General features: G+C 39.6%; 25 protein-coding genes. 2 read left to right on the forward strand and 23 right to left on the reverse strand.

Going from position 1 to position 21063, the window contains the following annotated elements; translation table 11 throughout:
• Window positions 1-57: 57 nt before the first annotated feature.
• The 11 genes from pheT to EO127_RS01615 all read right to left on the reverse strand — a co-directional run bounded on the left by pheT (window position 58) and on the right by EO127_RS01615 (window position 12368).
• A complete protein-coding gene (gene pheT, locus EO127_RS01565) occupies window positions 58-2502 on the reverse strand; it encodes a phenylalanine--tRNA ligase subunit beta (RefSeq protein ID WP_127447723.1) in 2445 nt (814 codons plus the stop codon).
• A 9-nt stretch (window positions 2503-2511) separates the two neighbouring features.
• Window positions 2512-3534, reverse strand: coding sequence for a phenylalanine--tRNA ligase subunit alpha (pheS, locus tag EO127_RS01570; protein ID WP_127447724.1), 1023 nt, complete (start codon window positions 3532-3534; stop codon window positions 2512-2514).
• A gap of 17 nt (window positions 3535-3551) precedes the next feature.
• Window positions 3552-4004, reverse strand: coding sequence for a PaaI family thioesterase (locus tag EO127_RS01575; protein WP_127447725.1), 453 nt, complete (start codon window positions 4002-4004; stop codon window positions 3552-3554).
• 68 nt (window positions 4005-4072) lie between these two features.
• Window positions 4073-6061 (reverse strand): NAD-dependent DNA ligase LigA, encoded by a 1989-nt coding sequence (gene ligA / locus EO127_RS01580; protein WP_127447726.1) that lies wholly within the window; start codon window positions 6059-6061, stop codon window positions 4073-4075.
• Between the two features lie 12 nt (window positions 6062-6073).
• Window positions 6074-8257: a DNA helicase PcrA gene (gene pcrA / locus EO127_RS01585; protein WP_127447727.1), complete on the reverse strand. Its 2184-nt coding sequence runs from the start codon at window positions 8255-8257 to the stop codon at window positions 6074-6076.
• A gap of 65 nt (window positions 8258-8322) precedes the next feature.
• Complete coding sequence (locus EO127_RS01590; protein ID WP_127447728.1) at window positions 8323-9609, reverse strand: manganese-dependent inorganic pyrophosphatase; 1287 nt, start codon at window positions 9607-9609, stop codon at window positions 8323-8325.
• Between the two features lie 130 nt (window positions 9610-9739).
• Window positions 9740-9919: a 50S ribosomal protein L32 gene (rpmF, locus tag EO127_RS01595; RefSeq protein WP_009354192.1), complete on the reverse strand. Its 180-nt coding sequence runs from the start codon at window positions 9917-9919 to the stop codon at window positions 9740-9742.
• A 32-nt stretch (window positions 9920-9951) separates the two neighbouring features.
• On the reverse strand, window positions 9952-10464 hold the full coding sequence (locus EO127_RS01600) for a DUF177 domain-containing protein (protein ID WP_127447729.1): 513 nt from the start codon (window positions 10462-10464) through the stop codon (window positions 9952-9954).
• A gap of 178 nt (window positions 10465-10642) precedes the next feature.
• Window positions 10643-10780 carry a rubredoxin gene (locus EO127_RS01605; protein ID WP_009354175.1) on the reverse strand — a complete coding sequence of 46 codons (138 nt, stop codon included), beginning with the start codon at window positions 10778-10780 and terminating at the stop codon, window positions 10643-10645.
• Window positions 10781-10970: 190 nt separating this feature from the next.
• The gene (locus EO127_RS01610; protein ID WP_127447730.1) at window positions 10971-11741 is read right to left on the reverse strand and encodes a YgcG family protein; all 771 of its coding nucleotides are present in this window, start codon (window positions 11739-11741) and stop codon (window positions 10971-10973) included.
• 72 nt (window positions 11742-11813) lie between these two features.
• Window positions 11814-12368 carry a LemA family protein gene (locus EO127_RS01615; RefSeq protein ID WP_127447731.1) on the reverse strand — a complete coding sequence of 185 codons (555 nt, stop codon included), beginning with the start codon at window positions 12366-12368 and terminating at the stop codon, window positions 11814-11816.
• A gap of 188 nt (window positions 12369-12556) precedes the next feature.
• Between EO127_RS01615 and EO127_RS01620 the strand changes: the two genes are divergently transcribed.
• Window positions 12557-13495 (forward strand): nitronate monooxygenase, encoded by a 939-nt coding sequence (locus EO127_RS01620; protein ID WP_127447732.1) that lies wholly within the window; start codon window positions 12557-12559, stop codon window positions 13493-13495.
• Between the two features lie 112 nt (window positions 13496-13607).
• The gene (locus EO127_RS01625) at window positions 13608-14156 is read left to right on the forward strand and encodes a gamma carbonic anhydrase family protein (RefSeq protein WP_127447733.1); all 549 of its coding nucleotides are present in this window, start codon (window positions 13608-13610) and stop codon (window positions 14154-14156) included.
• Between the two features lie 66 nt (window positions 14157-14222).
• Here EO127_RS01625 and nrdG read toward each other — a convergent pair whose 3' ends face one another.
• From nrdG to EO127_RS01675, 12 genes are all read right to left on the reverse strand, one after another.
• Window positions 14223-14720 (reverse strand): anaerobic ribonucleoside-triphosphate reductase activating protein, encoded by a 498-nt coding sequence (gene nrdG / locus EO127_RS01630; RefSeq protein ID WP_127448058.1) that lies wholly within the window; start codon window positions 14718-14720, stop codon window positions 14223-14225.
• Window positions 14721-14745: 25 nt separating this feature from the next.
• A complete protein-coding gene (nrdD, locus tag EO127_RS01635; protein ID WP_127447734.1) occupies window positions 14746-16896 on the reverse strand; it encodes an anaerobic ribonucleoside-triphosphate reductase in 2151 nt (716 codons plus the stop codon).
• A gap of 840 nt (window positions 16897-17736) precedes the next feature.
• Window positions 17737-18000 carry a hypothetical protein gene (locus EO127_RS01640; protein ID WP_127447735.1) on the reverse strand — a complete coding sequence of 88 codons (264 nt, stop codon included), beginning with the start codon at window positions 17998-18000 and terminating at the stop codon, window positions 17737-17739.
• An 11-nt stretch (window positions 18001-18011) separates the two neighbouring features.
• Window positions 18012-18395 carry a D-Ala-D-Ala carboxypeptidase family metallohydrolase gene (locus tag EO127_RS01645; protein WP_127447736.1) on the reverse strand — a complete coding sequence of 128 codons (384 nt, stop codon included), beginning with the start codon at window positions 18393-18395 and terminating at the stop codon, window positions 18012-18014.
• A complete protein-coding gene (locus tag EO127_RS08660; protein WP_164742236.1) occupies window positions 18392-18547 on the reverse strand; it encodes a hypothetical protein in 156 nt (51 codons plus the stop codon). The genes EO127_RS01645 and EO127_RS08660 overlap by 4 nt, the downstream gene beginning before the upstream one ends.
• Window positions 18540-18926 carry a hypothetical protein gene (locus tag EO127_RS01650; protein WP_127447737.1) on the reverse strand — a complete coding sequence of 129 codons (387 nt, stop codon included), beginning with the start codon at window positions 18924-18926 and terminating at the stop codon, window positions 18540-18542. Before EO127_RS01650 ends, EO127_RS08660 begins: the two co-directional genes overlap by 8 nt.
• Window positions 18927-18929: 3 nt before the next feature.
• Window positions 18930-19580 carry a hypothetical protein gene (locus EO127_RS01655; protein ID WP_127447738.1) on the reverse strand — a complete coding sequence of 217 codons (651 nt, stop codon included), beginning with the start codon at window positions 19578-19580 and terminating at the stop codon, window positions 18930-18932.
• Window positions 19581-19589: 9 nt separating this feature from the next.
• Window positions 19590-19970, reverse strand: coding sequence for a hypothetical protein (locus EO127_RS01660; RefSeq protein ID WP_127447739.1), 381 nt, complete (start codon window positions 19968-19970; stop codon window positions 19590-19592).
• 1 nt (window position 19971) lies between these two features.
• Window positions 19972-20142: a hypothetical protein gene (locus tag EO127_RS08665; RefSeq protein WP_164742248.1), complete on the reverse strand. Its 171-nt coding sequence runs from the start codon at window positions 20140-20142 to the stop codon at window positions 19972-19974.
• Window positions 20139-20483 (reverse strand): hypothetical protein, encoded by a 345-nt coding sequence (locus tag EO127_RS01665; RefSeq protein WP_127447740.1) that lies wholly within the window; start codon window positions 20481-20483, stop codon window positions 20139-20141. Before EO127_RS01665 ends, EO127_RS08665 begins: the two co-directional genes overlap by 4 nt.
• Before the next feature lie 63 nt (window positions 20484-20546).
• Window positions 20547-20759, reverse strand: a complete 213-nt coding sequence (locus tag EO127_RS01670) for a CD1375 family protein (RefSeq protein WP_206169244.1) — start codon at window positions 20757-20759, stop codon at window positions 20547-20549.
• On the reverse strand, window positions 20752-21063 hold the full coding sequence (locus tag EO127_RS01675; protein WP_127447741.1) for a hypothetical protein: 312 nt from the start codon (window positions 21061-21063) through the stop codon (window positions 20752-20754). Before EO127_RS01675 ends, EO127_RS01670 begins: the two co-directional genes overlap by 8 nt.

Below are 21063 nucleotides of genomic sequence, written 5' to 3' on the forward strand. Positions count from 1 at the left end.
AAATCGGTCACCTCCTGAGAGAAATGACCGATTCTAACATCCCGTAGGATTTACGTATTATCGTAATGTACAACCTTTATCAGCTAATTTTGCTAAAATCCCTTGGATTTTATCTTCAATATCAGCATCTACTAATGTTCCTTCATGAGAACGGAAAGATAATGTATAGGCTAAGCTACGATATCCATCTTGAATATGTTCCCCTTCATACACATCGAAAATACGAACAGATTCTAAATATTCGCCGCCTTCTTCTTGCATCACTGCTAAGATGTCACCCGCTTGTACCGTGTTTGGTGCCACAATCGCTAAGTCACGGCTTGTGCCTGGGAATTTAGAAATACCTGTGAAAGAAATTCCTTTTCTGTTCACTTGCAACATAGCTTCTAAATCCATTTCAAACAAGTAGGCTTTTCCATTCACATCATAGTGGCTTGCCACTTGTGGGTGTAACTCGCCAAAGCGAACGATTTCAACACCATCTACAGTAATGCTTGCACTTACACCTGGGTGTAAGTAATGTTCTTTACTACGAGCAATACCATACTCATCAATACCCAAACCAGCAAGTACAGATTCAATGATACCTTTTACATCGTAGAAATCTACATTTCTAGCCGGCACATTCCATTCTTGACGATCCCATTTACCTAGGATCACACCTGTTGCCATCATGCGTTCTTTAGGCAATTCTGTAAGAGGTAATGCTTTTGGTTCATATACTGCGGCAACCTCAAACAATGCCAAATCCAAATTCTTTTGCGCTACATTGCGTTTTGCTGTTTCTAATACGCTAGGTACCAATGTAGTACGCATCACTGGGAATTCCTCTGAAATTGGATTCAAAATAGGAATCGCTTGATGTCTGCTATCTGTGTCTGGAATCAACAAATCTTGTAAACTATCTTTATGCATGAAACTGAAAGTAATAATTTCATCTAATCCAGCTCCTGCCAAACTATGTTTTACATCGTGCACCAAAGTATGCATAGGAGATACGGTACCAGTTTGGATCCGTGCCAATGGTGTAGTTGGTTGAATCTCATCATAATTATGAATACGTGCTACTTCTTCCGCAATATCTGGCATACCGGTTACATCATCACGCCAAGATGGGATTGTAGCAACTAACACGTCACCCTCTTGTTGCACTGTAAAGGACAATGTTGCTAAGATATTCACCATTTCTGCTTCATCAATTGCAGTTCCTAAATAAGCATTAACAGCTGCACTTGTGAAAGACACAGTACGTACTTCTTTTGGTGCTGCATATACATCAATCACACCTTTGGCAACCGTAGCACCTGGTGTAATGTCTAATAACAATTGTGCTGCTCGGTCTAATGCTAATGGTGTCATTTCACTATTTACACCACGTTCAAAGCGACCAGATGCTTCAGAACGTAAGCCTAATGCACGAGAGGTACGGCGAATAGATGCTCCATTAAATACAGCAGCTTCCAATACAACCGTTGTTGTTTCAGTAGATACTTCACTATCAGCACCACCCATGACACCAGCGACCCCTACAGGACGATCAGCATCAGCAATAACAAGCATAGTATCTGCTAATGTGCGATCATTGCTATCTAAGGTTTGAATCACTTCGCCTGCTGTTGCTTTGCGAGCCACTAAACTATGTCCATGAAGATGATCATAGTCGTACGCATGCATTGGTTGACCTAACTCCAACATCACATAGTTTGTTACGTCCACCACATTGTTGATAGGACGGATACCGCAATTGCGCAAACGATTTTGTAACCATAATGGAGATTTTTGAACTGTTACATTTTCAATCAAACGTCCCATGAAACGAGAGCACAACTCGGTATCTTCAATGGAGATACTCAAACGACCTTCAATAGATGGTCCCTCTTCTGGTACTGTAACCTCTGGGAATGTAGCTTCTGATTTACCTAATACAGCAAATTCTCGGCTTAGACCTACCATAGAGAAACAATCTGCACGATTTGGTGTTAGCTCAAATTCGTACACTACATCAGTAAGACCTAGCACTTCTTTTACATCTCGTCCGATAGCTGTGCCTTCAGGGAAAATGTAGATCCCTGTCGCTTCTTCTGGCAATACTACGTCTGTGGATAAGCCGAACTCAGCCACAGAGCAGAACATGCCTTCCGACACTTCGCCACGAAGTTTGCCTTTTTTAATTTCAGTGCCATCTGCTAAGCGAGATTTATGGTACGCCACTGGAACAATTTGTCCCACTGCCACATTCGTTGCGGCTGTTACGATTTGTTTCGTAACTGGTTCCCCTTCTTCTGTTAAGCATTCTACTTGGCACACTTGTAATTTATCAGCATCAGGATGTCTTGTAATCTCTACGATTTTTCCTGTATAGATTTTTTTAATGCCTGTATCGCAGTGGATTACTTCTTCTACTGGAATCCCTGCTTGTGTCAAAGCATCTGCAAATTCTTGTGGGTTCTCGCCAATATTCACAGATACATAGTCTTTCATCCATTGTAAACTAGCTTTCACGATAACCTCCTAGAATTGCGTTAAGAAACGTTTATCATTTTCATAGAATAAACGTAAATCATTAATACCATATTTCAACATTGCAATACGTTCTACGCCCATACCAAAAGCAAACCCTTGCACTTCATTTGGATCGTAACCATTCAACTTTAACACATTTGGATGTACCATACCACAACCAAGAATTTCTAACCAACCTGTGTGAGAACATACACGGCATCCTTCACCATGGCACATGCAGCAAGAAATATCTACTTCTGCACTTGGTTCTGTGAAAGGGAAGAAACTTGTACGGAAACGAACCGCAGTATCTTCACCAAACATTTTTTTCAAGAACAATTCCAATGTACCTTTCAAATCAGAGAAGGTAATATGTTTGTCGATCACAAGACCTTCTACTTGATGGAATACTGGGGAATGCGTAGCATCATAGTCCCAACGATATACTTTACCTGGCGCAATCATGCGGATAGGCGCATTTTTTTCACTACCTTGCAATGTTCTAGCTTGTACAGGAGACGTATGCGTCCGAAGTAATACGGAATCAGTGATATAGAAAGAGTCCTGCATATCGCGAGCTGGATGGTCCGCCGCTAAATTCAAGCATTCAAAGTTAAAATAGTCCGATTCAATTTCAGGGCCTTCTTCTACTGCATAACCCATGGATACAAAGAATTGTTCAATTTCTTCATTGATTTGTGTCAATGGATGTAAATGGCCTTTGCGAACAGGACGACCTGGCAATGTGATGTCGATCGTCTCTTGTTCTAATTTAGCCGCCAATACAGCAGCTTCCATTTGTCGTTGCACTCCGTCTAAAGCTTCTTCCAAAGCTACACGAACTGTATTTACCAAAGCACCCATAGCAGGACGTTCTTCAGGAGACAGTTTGCCCAATCCTTTTAATAACGATGTGACTTCCCCTTTTTTACCTAAATAGGTAACACGAATATCTTGTAATTCCTGCAAGTTTGCGGCCCCTTGAATTTGGGCAATTGCCTTTTCTTGCAATGCTTGCAATTGTTCTTTCATTGATTCCTATCCTCCAACTATTCTTCATCTAACAACGACCATGGTAATGCTGGCAATTCCATGTCACCCAATACCATGAAGGTTCCACTTCCCATAAACACAAGCTCTCCCATATCATTATATAGGCGACAGGATGTAACCATCGTCGTCTGTCCGTTGTGTTCCACATTGGACACGCCTCGAATCCTTGCATTCTTTGGCAATGCTTTCACAAAATTGCCATTGATTTGCGCCGTTGTCACTTGTTTTCCTAATGTAATACAAGCCAATCCCATGAGATAATCTGACAAACTCAGATGCACCCCGCCATACACATCGCCTCGTGGATTGCTATGTAACTGTTTTTCACTGTAAAAGTCTAATTCCACATGACCAGGGGACACATTGCGAAGTGTCACATGATGCAATACCTCAAAGGGATGAGCACTTGTATGGTCTTGGAAGTATTCCAATAATGTCTTATATTCCATATTTGCAACCTTTCTAAGCTTATCCTTTTATTATAGAGGAAATACCACCTCATTATCAATAGATAGGCCTAGAAATCCTTGATTAAATCCAATAAACCTTGCTCATCTATAACAGGGATACCTAATTGCTCCGCCTTCGTCAATTTGCTACCAGCATCTTCGCCGGCGATAACTAATGTCGTTTTTTTGCTCACAGATCCTGTTACCTTGGCTCCATGTGCTTCTAGGATGGCACCTGCCTCTGTACGCCCCATCGCAGAAAGCTTACCAGTCAATACGATAATCTGACCTTCTAGTTCATTGCCTGCAGCTTCCTGTGCTTCCTCTTCTAATCGTACACCAGCACTACGCAATCCTTCTACTATTTGTCGGTTTCGTTCATCACCGAAATATTCCACCAAGCTTTTCGCCATAGTAGGTCCAATTTCATCTATACTCGTCAATTCATCCATAGTGGCCTGCATCAAACTATCGATGGAAGTAAAGTATTTCGCAATAGTTTGACCCGCTTTTGCTCCGATAAGACGAATCCCTAGGCCAAATAACACACGGCCTAAGCCTCGTTCTTTCGAATCTTCGATAGCTTGTAACAGATTTTGGGCAGATTTTTTTCCCATTCGTTCCAAAGAAGTAATATCTTCCTCTTGCAAATGATATAGGTCCACTACTGTTTCAATACGATGATTAGTGACCAATGCCTCTACGATACTTGGACCTAATCCATCAATATTCATCGCATCACGGGAGGCAAAGTGAATGATTCCTTCCTTTTCCACCGCTGGACAATGTTCATTACTACAATAGATGGCCACTTCTCCTTCACGACGTAACGTAGGAGATTCACAAACTGGACAGGCAGTAGGCATTTCATAAGGTGCAGCATCAGCTTGTCGCTTGTCCATTACTACAGAAATAACCTCTGGAATAATTTCTGCGGCCTTATGAATACGCACCGTATCACCAATGCGAATATCCTTTTCTTTAATAAAGTCTTCATTGTGCAAGGTGGCACGTGATACGTTCGTACCAGACACAAAAACAGATTCTAATTCTGCAGTTGGTGTCAATACCCCTGTACGACCTACATTAATAGTAATGTCCTTCACAATTGTTTCCACTTCTTCTGGTGGATATTTGAAAGCCGTCGCCCATTTCGGATCCTTCGCTGTGGTCCCCAATGTCTCTTGGTCTTCAAAATCATTTACTTTTATGACCATACCATCTGTATCATACGGCAAGTTGTGACGTTCTGTATCCCAATAGTGAATATGCTCCACAACTTCGGCTATGGATTCACATACTTTATAGTGTGGATTGACATGAAATTTGAACGCTTCTAGTTGCTCTAATAATTCCTGTTGTGTATGTATGTTAGACCCTTCTGATGAACCAATCGCATAGGCGAAAAAGTCTAAGTTACGACTCGCCGTAATGGCTGGATCTTGTTGGCGCAAGGAACCAGCTGCCGCATTACGTGGATTTACAAAAGTTTGTAAGCCAGCCTCTTCTCGTTCTGCATTAATGCGTGTAAATTCCTTATGTGGCATATAGGCTTCACCACGGATTTCAATGAATGGTGGTGCATTGTCAATAACCAATGGAATAGACTGTATGGTCTTTACATTGGCTGTTACATCTTCCCCTACACGACCATCACCACGTGTGACAGCTCGTACAAAAAGACCTTTTTCATAATGCAGGTTCACTGCCAACCCATCAATCTTTAACTCCACCACATAGTGTGGCTTGTGACCCAGTTCTTTTTCACAGCGTGCGCCAAATTGTTCCACTTCGGCATCATTAAAGACATTGCCTAGGCTGAGCATACGTTGTCCATGTACTACTTTTTCAAAGCTGCCTTCCACTTTTGCCCCTACACGTTGTGTAGGCGAGGTAGGCACAATGTATTCTGGATGAGCAGTTTCTAGTTCTACTAATTTTCTATACAACACATCATAATCATAGTCAGAAATGATAGGGGCATCTTTTACATAATATAAATAGGCATGATGGGCCAATTCTTTTTGTAATTGTTGAATTTCTTCTTGAATACTCATTATATGATTTCCTTATTTTTTTCGTATAGGCGCAAATTTAGCCATAATTTGTCGCAATCCCTGTGTAGGGAACTCAATTTTTAATTTTACATTGGCCCCTTCACCGACTACATCTACTACAGTTCCTTCTCCCCATTTAGCATGGATCGCAGTATCTCCTACAGTCCAATCTACTACTTGTGGATTGCGAATCATAGGTTTTGTAACAGGTCGATTCGCTACGGATTGATGGAACGGCACATTTCGTTGTAATTCTTCCTTCACGGTTCGTTTAGGACGCACTTCTTCCACGAGCTCGCTGGGAATTTCTTTCAAGAAGCGAGATGGTAAATACCCTGTAGTTTTACCAAACACAGTCCGTGTTGTGGCGTTCGATACGTATAACTCTTCTTCAGCTCGAGTAATCCCTACATAGGCAATACGACGCTCTTCTTCTACTTCTTCTGGGTTCATCAACGTACGACTATGTGGGAATAAACCTTCTTCTAAACCAGCTAAGAATACTACTGGGAACTCTAGACCCTTTGCAGCATGTAAAGTCATTAATGTCACTTTTGATTCTTCTTGTTCAAAGGAATCTACATCATTCACCAACGCTACTTGCTCAAGGAAATCTTGCAATGTACCTTCTGGATTTGTATCCATAAACTCTTTTGCTACTGATACTAACTCACCAATATTTTCCAACCGCGCCTGGTCTTGTGGATCTGTACTATTCTCTAATTCCACTACATATCCAGTCCGATCTAATACGGCCTCAATGATACCTTGTACTGAAAGTTCTGTAGCCTCATTAACCAAAGTAAAAATTAATCCAGTAAAATCAACTAATTTATCTCTTGTTTTTCCTTTAATCGTAGGAATTTGTTCCACTTGACTTAATGCTAAAAACAAAGAAATATTTAATTCTCTAGCAAAGTCTTGTAATTTACCCACTGTAGTTAATCCGATACTACGTTTTGGCACATTGATAATACGTTGTAAGCAGATATCATCAAATGGATTGATTAATATCCGTAAATAGGCCAACACATCTTTGATTTCTTTACGATCATAGAACTTTGTTCCCCCCACCATAGTGTAAGGAATACCTCGTTTGATCATGGATTCTTCGAGCACACGAGATTGGGCATTTGTTCGGTATAAAACAGCCATATCCCCATAGCTACGATTGTGAATTTCTTTTTGTTTTTTGATGGTATCACCAATGAAAGCTCCCTCTTCTTGTTCTGATTGAGCTTCAAAATGACGAATTTTGACACCTTCTTCTTTATCCGTCCACAATACTTTCTCAGGGCGTCCCTCATTGTAATCAATGACAGCATTAGCAGCCTCTAAAATCGTTTTCGTAGACCGATAGTTTTGCTCTAATTTAATAAGCTTTGCCTTAGGATAGTCTTTTTCAAAGTCCAAAATATTTTGGATATCAGCACCACGCCAAGCATAAATACTTTGATCCACATCCCCTACAACGCATAGATTATTCCATTTAGACGCTAATAAAGATGCCAACGTATATTGTGCATGGTTTGTATCTTGATATTCATCAATCATAATGTATCGGAATCGATGACTATACTTTTCTAATACAGCTGGATTTTCTTGTAATAGTTTAACCGCTACTAGTAGTAAATCATCAAAGTCTAAGGCATTATTTTTACATAATTCTGCTTCATAATAATCATATACCTTAGACACTTGTTGTGTATAAAAATCACGGGCTTCACTACGAAAATCTTTCGCTAATTTCATTCTGTTCTTAGCATCACTAATCTGCGCCTGCATGGCTCCTACAGGATAATATTTATCATCCAAATTTAAGGCTTTTATAGCCTGCTTGATAACAGCCTGAGAATCACTGGAATCATAAATAGAAAAGTTTTTACTATATCCCATAAAAGAATCTAGCTCAAAGCGCAAAAACTTTGCACAAAAAGAATGAAATGTGCTAAGCCAAATGCGGTGTGCTGTATCTCCCACTAAAGTTTCCACACGCTCTTTCATTTCTTTGGCTGCTTTATTGGTAAAAGTAATAGCTAATATTTCATAGGGGCTTACCCCTTGTGTCAACAAATAGGCGATACGATATGTTAACACTCTTGTTTTTCCTGACCCAGCGCCAGCTAATATAAGTAGAGGCCCTTCTGTAGCGTATACAGCCTCTTGTTGCTCTTTATTTAAACCGTCAAATATCATAATACCTCTCTTGTATATAACAAGGGTGCGTCGAGTTATCGTACTCCAACGCACCCCTATGATAATTAGCCTTTCATAGCACCCACAATTGGTGGTACTACTTGTTTTTTACGGGATAATGTATGTTCTAAGTATACTTCATTGTCCACAGGTTGTGCATTGAATGCAGCTGCTACCACATTGTTCGCATCGCCAACAAAGATTAAGTTTGTTGCTTCTGTTAAAATATTCGTAATCATTAAGTAAGATGCACTATAGTTGTTAGCATTGCGCAACTCTTCCATAGCTTTTAACAAACAACCTTTGCGACCTAAAATATCTGTTGTATCCATAACTTGAATTTGACCAATACTAATGATTTTACCATTCGCTTCAAATTCTTTTAAATCTGTACGAACAATTTTTTCATCAGAATAGTCGGACACATCAGATCCAGCTTTCAACAATTCCATACCATATTCTTCTAAGTTCACACCAGCAATAGTTGCTAATTTTCTTGCTGTCTCTTTATCTTTTTCAGTGCAAGTAGGAGAACGGAATAATACTGTATCAGAAATGATGGCAGATAACATTAAGCCTGCAATATTTTTAGGAATTTCTTGACCATATTGCCAGTATAAGTTAGCAAGAATTGTACAAGTACATCCTACAGTTTCATAATGAATGAAAATCGGATTGTCTGTTACCAATCCACCAATACGATGGTGATCGATATTTTCGATTAATTCTGCTTCCTCAATATCATCAATAATTTGAACTTTTTCATTGTGGTCTACCAAAACTACTTTTGTTTTTTGCTTTGGTGCTTCCACATTGGAACGAATGATACCCAAGTATGTACCATTATCTACTACTGGATATCCACCGATGTGAGAGTTAGCTTTGAAATCACGTAATTTAGTTTCTTTGCTAATCACTTGGCAAGAAGTTTTTGTGCAAATTTCACCAGCTGTTACACCAGAGTTACCGTTCATAGCAGCTTCTAACGTATCAATCAAACGTTGTGCTGTAATCGTACCTACATAGGAATTACCATTCTCCACAACTGGAATACGATTCATTTCATATTGTTTGCGCCATGCTAATACATCTTGCAAAGATGCTTTACTATCCACTGCTGGAATAGATTCTACTACATCTTCCACTGTAACTGCAAAAGACGTTACGATTTCTGGATGTTCAAATCCGAAATAGTTTAATGCGAAAGTTGTTTCTTTGTTTGCTTGACCTGCACAAATTGGTTGTGCTCCGAATCCCATTTGATTTTTTAAGTTTGCATAGGAAATGGCAGAACAAATTGAATCAGTATCTGGACTCTTATGTCCTGTTACTAAAATTGTATCTCTTAACATAATGTCACCTCGTATAATCATCACTTGAGTTATATATTAATGTTTCTTTATTATATCATAAGTAGCTGTAAAATGCATACAAAAAAGACCTCGTAAACAATAGTTTACAAGGCCTTCTCATTCGTTCCTATTACGCATTTTTAGAAACTACTTGTTCTCCTTTGTAAGAACCACATGTTGGGCAAACGCGATGCGGCATCATTGGTTCGTGACATTGTGGACAAGCTACATAACCAGGTACTTCTAATTTCCAGTTAGCACGACGACGATCGCGACGGCATTTGGAAAGTCTACGCTTTGGTACTGCCATTATCTGCACCTCCTTAACATAATCACTAGGTATTAATCATCATTTTCTTCCTTCAGCAATGTTCTTAGCACTGCTAATCGAGGATCTACCACAAAGGATTCACAAGAGCATGGTGAAACATTTTGATTAGCTCCACACTGAACACACAATCCTTTGCAATCATCCTGACATAACACTTGAGAGGGCTCATTGATGATTAATGTTTCCCGAATGGTCTCCGTTAGATCAATTTCTTCTCCATCGAAAGAAATTATTTCATCGTCTCCATAGTTGGAATGTGTAACACCAAAAGTCTCTTCAAATGGAACAGTATGGGTATAATTAGTATCGGTTAAGCATCTTGAGCACTCATATTGTCCATTTGTTGTTATGGTACCATTCACCACATAATGTTGACCATCATAACGAAGCTCACCACTAATGGTTATATCATGACGGCTCCAAGGAAAAGCAGATACGTCACCAAGATCATCACCTGATGTCGTACATAGAAAAGGGACTACTCGTCCAATCTGTTCTTTTGCTTGCTCTACTTGCAGTTTCATAATTTTACCTCGACTATACTATTATAGCTACCTATACTATCTTTGTCAAATGCTAGCCACTATATGTTGTTAAGTTTTCATAAAACCCATACAAGACACAGCACTAACTTATCATGTTAAAAAGAGCTCCCCTATTGGAGAGCCCTTATGTATGTGGATTAATTTATCGAAAAATTAATTACATTTCTTCGAATTGGTCTTTACCAACCCCACAAACTGGGCAAAGGTAATCAGCTGGTTGATCTTCGAATTTAACGCCTTCAACAGCTTCATCGTAAACCCAACCGCATACTACGCAAACGTATTTTTTATCCATTATGTGCACCACCTTTCGTACTAAAAGATTTGTCTCAGATACTTCATCTACAAACAGTATACCACTACAATCGAAAACTTTCAATATATTCTCAATCATTTTCTATGTTATTTTTAGATACATATTTGCAAACTATGCATAGCAAATCAATAGTACAACACACGGAATATCATCAACGAATGCATAGTTATCACCATCTACGACTGGCTCCACCGCCGCCAGAGGAGCCGCCGCCAAATCCACCGAATCCGCCGCCACCGGAACGGCCAGATCCACCTCCTCGACCAGAGGCCAATATCAAAAGGATAGATTGGGTAATAGCACCGCCAAAAAATGTCATATCCACTATGATTAATGCCAAGATCCCTACACCAATCAACAATAATTGGAAAGGACTTAACTCAATAGAATCTTGCTTTGCATAGGTACGACTGCCATCAATACTCACTCCATACTCTTTGCTGACCTCACCTACTAGGACTTTATACGTTTCCATGACGCCAGGTCCAAACTTTCCTTTTTGAAAGTACGGTATAGTATATTGATCTAGGATTTCTCCAGCTTTCCCATCATTGATAGCACCTTCTAATCCATAGCCTACTTCAATGCGCATTTGCTTGTCCTTTAGGGCAATTAAAAAAAGTACTCCATTATTTTTTTCTTTGTCACCAATTCCCCAAGCGCGAAAGACACGATTCGCGTAATCTGAAACATCCTCACCCTCTAAGGTTGGAATCAATAGGACTGCAATTTGCGCTTTCGTTTTCTTTTGAAGTTCTAAGCCCATACGGTTCATGGTATTTATTTCTTCTTTTGTCAGAGTTTGTGTTTGATCTAATACATATCCATTCTTAGGTGGATTGGGTACATCTAGGGCAAGCACAGATAGGCTACAAAAAAACAACAGCGTCGTTACAAGTATAGCGCTAAGAATCGTAGACCATGTAAATTTTCTCCTCATCCGACCTCCTCAACACAAGTAATCTCTTCATACTACCTATGATTTCCAAGTGATTCCACACTGAGCCCTTAACTAAAACTGTACTTTAGGTGCACTTTGCGCCCCTTGATCTGCTTCAAAATATGGTTTTACTTGGAATCCCATTGGACTAGCAATTAAAGAAGTTGGTAAGGTCCGAATTTTCATATTATAGGCTTGTACACTTCCATTATAATCCTTACGTGCCACGGCAATACGATTTTCTGTGCCTGCTAATTCATCTTGTAAAGCTCTGAAATTAGCATCTGCTTTTAAGTTTGGGTAATTTTCCACTACCACCAACAAACGACTTAAAGCACTGCTCAACTCTTGATTGGCTTTCGCTATTTCCTCTACTGTTTTGGCACCACCTAGTTTTGCCCTAGCATCCGCTACCGCCTGAATTGTTTCTTTTTCATGCGTAGCATAACCCTTCACAGTATTCACCAAATTCGGAATTAAATCAGAACGACGTTGCAATTGTGTTTGTACTTGTGCCCATTGTCCATTCACTTGTTCTTCTGTTTGTACTAATCCATTGTAAGAGCTAAATATCCATATTAAAATAACTCCTAAAATACCTAAAGCAATTAACCATGACTTCTTCATAAGTCCTCCTTTATACATTTTCTTGTATTGCATATACCTCATAGCCACGATGGGCTTACCTACATTATACATCCTTTTTATCTTCTTTTATAGCAACTATATTTTTTCATTCTATTGAGCTATAATGAAAGCATGTTGAAAGTCCCAGTGATTCTGATGATGAATCGCTACTCTATATAGGAGGTATTATGAAAACTAGCTTAACAGAATTATTAGGTATCCAATACCCTATTATCCAAGGTGCTATGGCTTGGACATCAGAACATACCTTAGCAGCAGCTGTGGCTAATGCAGGTGCTACAGGAATCATTGCCACTGGCGGTCGTGACACGGAATGGGTACGGCAAGAAATCCGTCAATGCAAATCTTTAACTGATAAACCATTCGGTGTCAACCTAATGTTAATGGCGCCTAACTTAGATGATATCCTAGCTGTTATCGTAGAAGAGAAACCGGCTTTCGTTACATTAGGTGCAGGTAATCCAGTTCCTTTCATCGAACCATTACATGCAGCAGGTATCAAAGTCATCCCTGTGGTGCCAAATGTAAAATTAGCTAAACGCGTAGCAGCTGCTGGAGCTGATGCTATCATCATCGAGGGTCAAGAAGCTGGTGGCCACATTGGTACACAAACAACGATGGCATTGCTAGAAAACGTTGTACCAGAAGTAACTATCCCTGTGGTCATCGCTGGCGGTATCGTTGATGGCCGTGGACTTGCTGCTGGTCTTACTATGGGCGCTGCTGGCGTTCAAATGGGATCTCGCTTTATCTTAGCAGAAGAATGTAAAATGCATCAAAACTGTAAAGAGGCTATTATCAATGCTACTGATACAGACTCCACAGTGACAGGTCTTACTTTCAATCACGGTGTACGTGGCCTTAAAAGTGAATTCACAGCTCGGTATTTAGAAGCTGAATACAGTTGCGCTCCTAAAAGTGAGTTAACTGCTATGGCCATTGGTACGAATAAAAAAGCTGCCGTTGATGGAGACACTGTAAACGGTGTTGTCCAAGTTGGTCAAGGTTTAAACCGCTTAACTCAAGTAGAACCTGCGAAAACTATTGTAGAATCCGTTATAGCAGAGGCTAAAGAGGCTATCAAGCAGGCCCAACGCTTTATCTAGACTTTCACAACTATTCATTAATACATGCATTACATCCTCTTAGCTTATTATCATAGCTAAGAGGATTCTCAAACAAAAACTAACTATACACAGCGTTATATAGGAGGATAGTATGTTACCATTTAAAGGAAAATATCCAAAATTAGATCCAAAAAGTCACGCTATGCCAGGCGCTGAACTAGCAGGTGACGTAGAGTTAAAAGAATATGCCTCTGTATGGCAAAATGTATCCGCTCGCGGAGATGTCAATAAAATTGTTGTCGGTCGTTACTCCAATGTGCAAGACAATTCCGTACTACATGTAGACGATGACCACGCTTGTATCCTTGGCGACTTTGTAACCATCGGTCACAGTGCCATCATCCACGCATCCACTTTGGAAGACCACGTATTAGTCGGCATGGGAGCTATCGTTCTTAGCCGTTGTCACATCGGTCGTGGTTCCATCATCGGTGCAGGCGCTCTTGTGTTAGAAGGTACAGAAATTCCACCCTACTCCTTAGTCGTAGGTAGCCCTGCCAAAGTCATCCGTACAGACGAAAAAATGATCGAAAAAATCCATAACCAAGCTGTGAAATACAAAACATTATGGACAAAAGAATATGGATTCTTGCCAAATGCTGACGGCGAAGTATGGGATCCTAGTCAAACCATTGTGTAAATATATAATTAAATTCAAAAAAGAGCTGTATAGCAATTGCTATACAGCTCTTTTTTAATTTACACTTTATTCCATATACAAAACCACTTCTCCACGTTGTAGAGATTGTTGTATATCAATAATCCGCTGGTTACTACTTCCTCTAAAAGCTAAGCCTGGATCTCTTAGAGCATCCACAAATTTCCCATCTACTAAAATATGGCATCTTTCTAATAAGGCTCGTTTATTAGGACACGCTATGAGTTCTTCATAAGTATAACCCGAGTAGACCCAAATTGGTTTCTGCGGTGCTACTGTTAGCACTCTATCAACAAGAGGTAGTAATCCATCTACATTTTGAAAAGGCTCTCCTCCTAATAAGGTTAATCCACTGCAAGCAGGAGCACTTACATAGGAAAGTAATTTTTCAGTATCCGATTCTGTCCACTCTTTGCCAGCAGAAAAGTCTTGATATTCTTCATTAAAGCAATTATAGCAACCATGAGTGCAACCAGTAACAAATAAGGATGTACGAATGCCCTCACCATTAGCAATATCATATTGTCTAAGCTGTCCATATCGCATAGTACATCCTTCTTTCATAATAGCATTAAATGTGCATCACACGATCTTTAATTTCTTTTGTACGACCTTCGTTCCAGAAGTTTTCCCCTAAGTAACCGCAGGTTCTACGAATCACCGTCAAAGTATCACGATTCGTATTGTGGCATCGTGGGCATTCCCATTGCACGTCATCATTCACAATAATCTCACCGTCAAAGCCACATTCATGGCAATAGTCAGATTTTGTATTAAACTCTGCATAGGAAATCGTATTATAAATATACTGCATCATCGTCAATAGGGCAGGAATATTCTTGTTCATATTAGGGATTTCCGCATAGGAAATGCAACCACCTGTGGAGAGACGTTGGAACTCTGATTCAAAAGCAAATTTATCAAATACATTGATTTCTTCACGTACATTCACATGATAACTATTCGTGTAATATCCTTTATCAGTAATATCCGGAATCTCACCAAAGCGAGCTCTATCAATGGAAGAGAAGCGATTAGTTAAACTTTCAGCTGGCGTGCCATATAAAGCAAATCCGATGTTGTGTTTGCTGCGCCATGTTTCCGTAGCATTGTGCAAACGTTCCATCACTTTTCTAGCAAAACGATGACCCTCATCCGACGTATTTGATGTACCTACAATGAGCTTTGTCGCTTCATATAAGCCAATATACCCCAAAGAAATCGTCGCATATCCACCTTCTAATAAAGGTCGAATAGGAGCTCCTTTAGGAAGACGCGCAATGGCACCATATTGCCAGTGGATAGGAGATACATCACTGGTTACATCTTTCAATAGTTCATAACGGAACAACAATGCTTTTTCAGCTAAGCCCAAGCGCTTTTCTAATATATCAAAGAAAGTATCTTCCTTACCTTGCGCCAAAATACCAATTTGAGGCAAGTTGAGGCTCACCACGCCTATATTAAAACGACCATTGAATACATATTCTCCTCTGTCATTTTTCCAAGGGGATAAGAAGGAACGGCATCCCATAGGGGCAAATACATTGCCTTCGTAAATTTCTTTCATTTTTTTCGCAGAAATATAGTCCGGATACATCCGTTTAGCTGTACATTGCGCAGCTAACTCAGTTAAATAATAGTATTCACTATGAGGATGAACATTATGCTCATCCAATACATAAATCAGCTTAGGGAAGGCCGGTGTAATATATACATCTGCCTCATTTTTAATACCTTGTATGCGTTGCTTTAAAATTTCTTCATCAATTAACGCTGCCTCTTTTGCTAACTCACTAGATGGATCAAAATGCATGAACAATGTCACAAAAGGAGCTTGTCCATTAGTCGTCATCAATGTATTAATTTGATATTGGATAGTTTGAATCCCATCTTTCACTTCTTTTTTCGTCCGTTGCCAAGCAATTTCTTCTGCTTTTGCTACATCAGGAGACATACCATACACTTCGACCTGCTCTTGCAAGGTCAACTCTAAATATTTATCATAAGATTTTCGTACATAAGGCGCCAAAATGCGGTCGATCCCATTAATACTTTGACCACCATATTGACCAGAAGCAACCTGCGCAATAATTTGTGTCGTCACCGTACATGCTACTTGGAATGACTTCGGTGTATCAATGCGTTTACCATTAATAACTGTTCCATTGGTTAGCATATCTTCTAAATTCACTAAACAGCAATTGAACATAGGCTGGATGATATAATCCATATCATGAAAATGAATGGCCCCGCTATCATGCGCTTGTACAATATCTGTAGGAATTAACTTTCTGCGAGCAATATCTTTACTTACTTCTCCAGCGATTAAATCACGTTGTGTAGATACAATAGAAGCATCTTTATTGGAATTTTCATCAAGAACTGCCACATTTGATTTATTCAATAAACCAAATACATCTTTATCCGTTGTATTTTCTACACGTTTGAAAGCTTGTACTGCTTTATAATTTTCATAGGCCCGTGCTGTTGCAGGATTATTATTCTCTAGGAGTTTATAGTACACTTGATCTTCGATAGCATAGATAGTAATATTGCGCCCCATTTTTTCTGCATAGGATTCAATTTCATCAGAAATTTTTAAAGCCAATCCAGGTGTATATACTCCTGTACTACTATGCATAGCCTTTTCGATAGCCACAATAATTTTTTCTTTATCGAAATCAGCAATCGTACCATCTCTTTTTATCACGTGTATCATAATATAGCCTCCTATTTACTCGCTGTACCGTTCAAATAATCACAACGGAGCAGTATCGATTTAGTATGAATCATACATACAATGTATAAACAAAGATATACATACTATGTAGATGTTGATCAATATTTGGACATATAAAAAGAGCACTCTATGCTCCTATCCAACTTCTGTCTACACATGTAGATAATTCTTACTTAACCTGTAGTGCCTAGGCATTTTATAAGTTCCAAAAAATATCTTGATTCTTCGGAGCACCTATGTAAAGTGTCTTAAATCTACATTTATAACGTAAGATTACCACTATCGGTTACCCTTATGGGATTCATTATGTTCAGTTTACTATATATTGTAGTTCATTTCAATAAAAACCACTATATCATGTATATCAATTAGGTATAGGACATATTACATCACCTTTGCAATAAAGTGTTAAAATCCACCAATATAACGCATTGGCCATTCTTTACACTTTTGATTTTTAATCAACAACACCCAACAACGCACAACTGCTTTTTGCCGTTTTTCTGCCGTCACTAGATCCAACAACAACTGTTTTCTTGCTTATATTATAGCACAAAAAGCCTATCAACCTTATGCTGATAGGCTCTATATTGTATCTGATTCACGAATGTTGTATAATAGCATTGTAATAGCTATTAACAAAATAGGTGAATAATTGATTTTATTGTATTAATGATAGATTCCATGTGCTGTAACACAAGGTCTACTACCTTTAATAGTTTGAGGAATTTTATCAAGGTTTCACCCCCTTTCAAAAAGAGGACATCTAGTAAGTGCTGATAACACTTTGGATGTCCTCTTTTTGTTATTCAATTGTGGTTATAATTTTTTGATTTCTTCTTGAATATTCGCAACGATTGCCCCTGCACTCTGTTGGATCACATTAATGTACACTCGGTTTCGTAACTTCACCCACCATGATTTGGTAGTTTTGATTTCGTCCTCTAATGGCTGTGTTACTCGCTCCAATTCATGAGCCACCCATTCCTCAATGGCCTTTGTATCCATACCTTTCAATGCCAATTCCGCATGTGCTTTTGCTAATTCTACGCCTTTATCAAAGATTGTTTTATCGATTCTCATATGTGTACCTCCTATTGGTCATCCCAGTCTGCTCTGTAATCTCTAACATCAACATGGACAAATCCTTGGTCATAGTATCGACCTACACCCATTGCACCACATTCAATGGCAATATCTGCCAATTCATCTACGCCCATGCCGTCCACATAAATATCGCTAGCAGTTCCCAACGTATGCTGAGAGTTTGGCACTCCCCCTACATCTGCATTATGTTCAGGGCAACGATAGCCACTAGTGATATGTACTGGTTGTCCTACTGTTTCTCGGATATTGTCTAATACATCAACCAATCGCTTGTCGATAACATGATCTAATACGTTGTGGCCATCCACCACGTTATGCCTATCACAATTACAAGCGAACTCGTAATCATCAAAATACTTGCCTACTTTCATTTGTAAAACCCTCCTTTTGCTACTGCACCACCGATATAGCCAATCAATCCGCTAGCAATATTAGTGGCCAATTCGTTCATGCGGAAATAAATTGCCATAAATAATGCAACAGTTAGCCCTGTCGCTACTACCATGTCAGTATTTCTACTCACTACATCTGCACCCCCTATCGTTGATTTCGGTAATCCGTTTGTGTGCAGATTTTACCGATTCTTTAATACTTGCCTGCTCCTTTGACAAGTCAAGCAATCGTTCCTGCGTCTCTTTCAACGTTTCTTTCAATTCTCCGATTGATTCAGTCAGATGTTGCATAGCCAATGTGTTCATCTTAACAGTATGCTCTGCGTTGTGAGTTTGCACCTCAAGCCGTGATTGCAACTCATCTTGCTTGAGCAAGAAATCATTTTTGACCTTTTGTAACTCCATCTCACGTTCGGTCGATACTTTGCTGTCATACAACCACACGACCATCTTAGCAATGGCGAATATGCCACTGATAAGTGTCACAATCTCCAATATGCTATAATTCATGCCTTATCCTTTCTTGACGGTTTGAATTTGTAATATCCCATCATTGTTATTAAATTCAGCTTTAGGCGGATTGTCATCCGTTATCCATGAGCAAGTACCTAGTCGTAATAATCTAGTAGGAAACTTTCCTCTTGCCTCGCTACCCATCCCATCGAAATGTATACGCATCAAGCGTTGATTGTCTTTATCACCGAACATGACGGTTGCAATTGGTATACCATTATCGTTTACAAGCATTCCATACGTAGATTTAACAGGCGTAAACCCCTCTGGAATTATATAGTTTGATTGATAGCCACCGTTACCATTTGGCTTTTGTATTTGCAACCACGTTCCACCTTTCCCATCAACGGTAGATTCACGTTTTGGTAGTTTATTGAAGTTAGCGTCTGTAGGTGGTGTAATTGAGATCGTCGCCCAACTGTCACCATCTGCACCAGCAACCACTAAATTACCTATTCGTGTTAATTGAAAGTAGCTGTTACCATTGAGCCATGACGCTCCTTTTGGCGTTTTATATACATACTTCTTTTCAATTGTTTGTACTTGCGTTTCATTCTGCTTTGTTTCAAGGGTTAAGACCCTAGATTTTAGTGACTTAATATCTGCCCCTACTGCTTTGGCTAATTCCTTAATTTTGCCGACTAAACTCATATTAGTCTCCTAACCGTTTACCGCTGTAGTATATTCAGCGACTAAATCCACATCGCCCAATCCTAACGCTCCTAATACGTTGCCTTGCTGTTGTTCAGACAAGCTTTGTTGCTCATCAAAACGTAATCTGTTATTGATGGATGTTGCCATTGCAGACGCACCCGTTTTGTCTGTTTCGATGTAGTCAGCAATCTCTTTCAATGTGTCGAATGTAGCAGGAGCACCGCCCACTACTTTGGCGATTTCTTCACTTACTTTATTTGTAATCACGGATTCATCAACCGTACCGCCTGTGCCACTTGTTTCCAACGTTGATACACGGCCTTTCAAAGCCTTAATGTCCTTACCAATCTCTTTCACTACCAATGTAATGCGTTCTACTATATTCATCTTAATTACCTCGTTCTAGAATATAAATCATTAAGAAATCTCTATCCTCTAATGCAGGTTTGCACATAGATCCAGTTTCCCCATCGTTCTCGTTAATCAATTCCAACTCATCATCACGTGGATTGACTACCACCCTATAAGGCTTGTTGTATCGTATCGTTACCTTGTTCATCGCAGCATGCCCCCTATGACGTAGGCACGACCAAAAGCAATGCCATTAGTTTGGCCGTCGACCTCTTGCACGATGTCGTAATACAGTACTGCACCATGTGATGGTATACGCCCTACTGCTTTCATTTGCTCTGCGGTTAACGTCAACACTGCCATATCTCCAGTAATAGATAACGTAGCTGTCAATACTGGTGTTCTATCGTCAACATGTCGCTTAAATACTGCCGTGAATGTACCACCCTCTAACTTGACCGTGCTTGTGCCATCATCTAATGTTAATTCAACGACATTATCAATGCCTGTATAGAGTTCTATGTTCGCTCTTACTAATCCGCCGTACATCCATTACCTCTTTCTTTGCAAGATAAAAGGTCGACTACTTGAGCCGACCTCTATCATCAATTCTTATTGTTCTTCTTCGACTTGTTTGGCAATCCATTCAGCTACTGCCTCTACATAAGCCACTGGAATTACTTTTTGACCCTCTTTGCGGTCTTTCTTTGTTAATGCGTATTTTCCTGCGGATACCAAATAACCATAAACTGGAATCATAAATTCTTGTACTTTCATTGTAATCTTTCCTTTCACATAATCATAAATCGCTCTACCATTATTCATGTTTGCCCTCGCTTTCTTCCTCGCTCGGAGGAACTACGCTTGCTAACAGCTCATATAATCCTGCCACACTTTCCGCTAAATCCTCTACAGACGGTGGCAGGGGAGTATCTCCTTGTTCTTCCTGCGGATGCTCTTCTGTAGGTTTTTCTTTTGGCTCTTGCTTGACGATTGCACCATCTACTAGCCGTATTTCCCATGGGTTGTATACTTCCGTGCTTTCAAATGATGTATAACCATCGATTGGTTCTATTGGAGATTGGGCTGTGATAACGCAAGTGCCTGTGCTGTCGAATATATAATGCAT

Source organism: Veillonella sp. 3310 (assembly GCF_003999875.1).
Classification (GTDB): Bacteria; Bacillota; Negativicutes; order Veillonellales; family Veillonellaceae; genus F0422.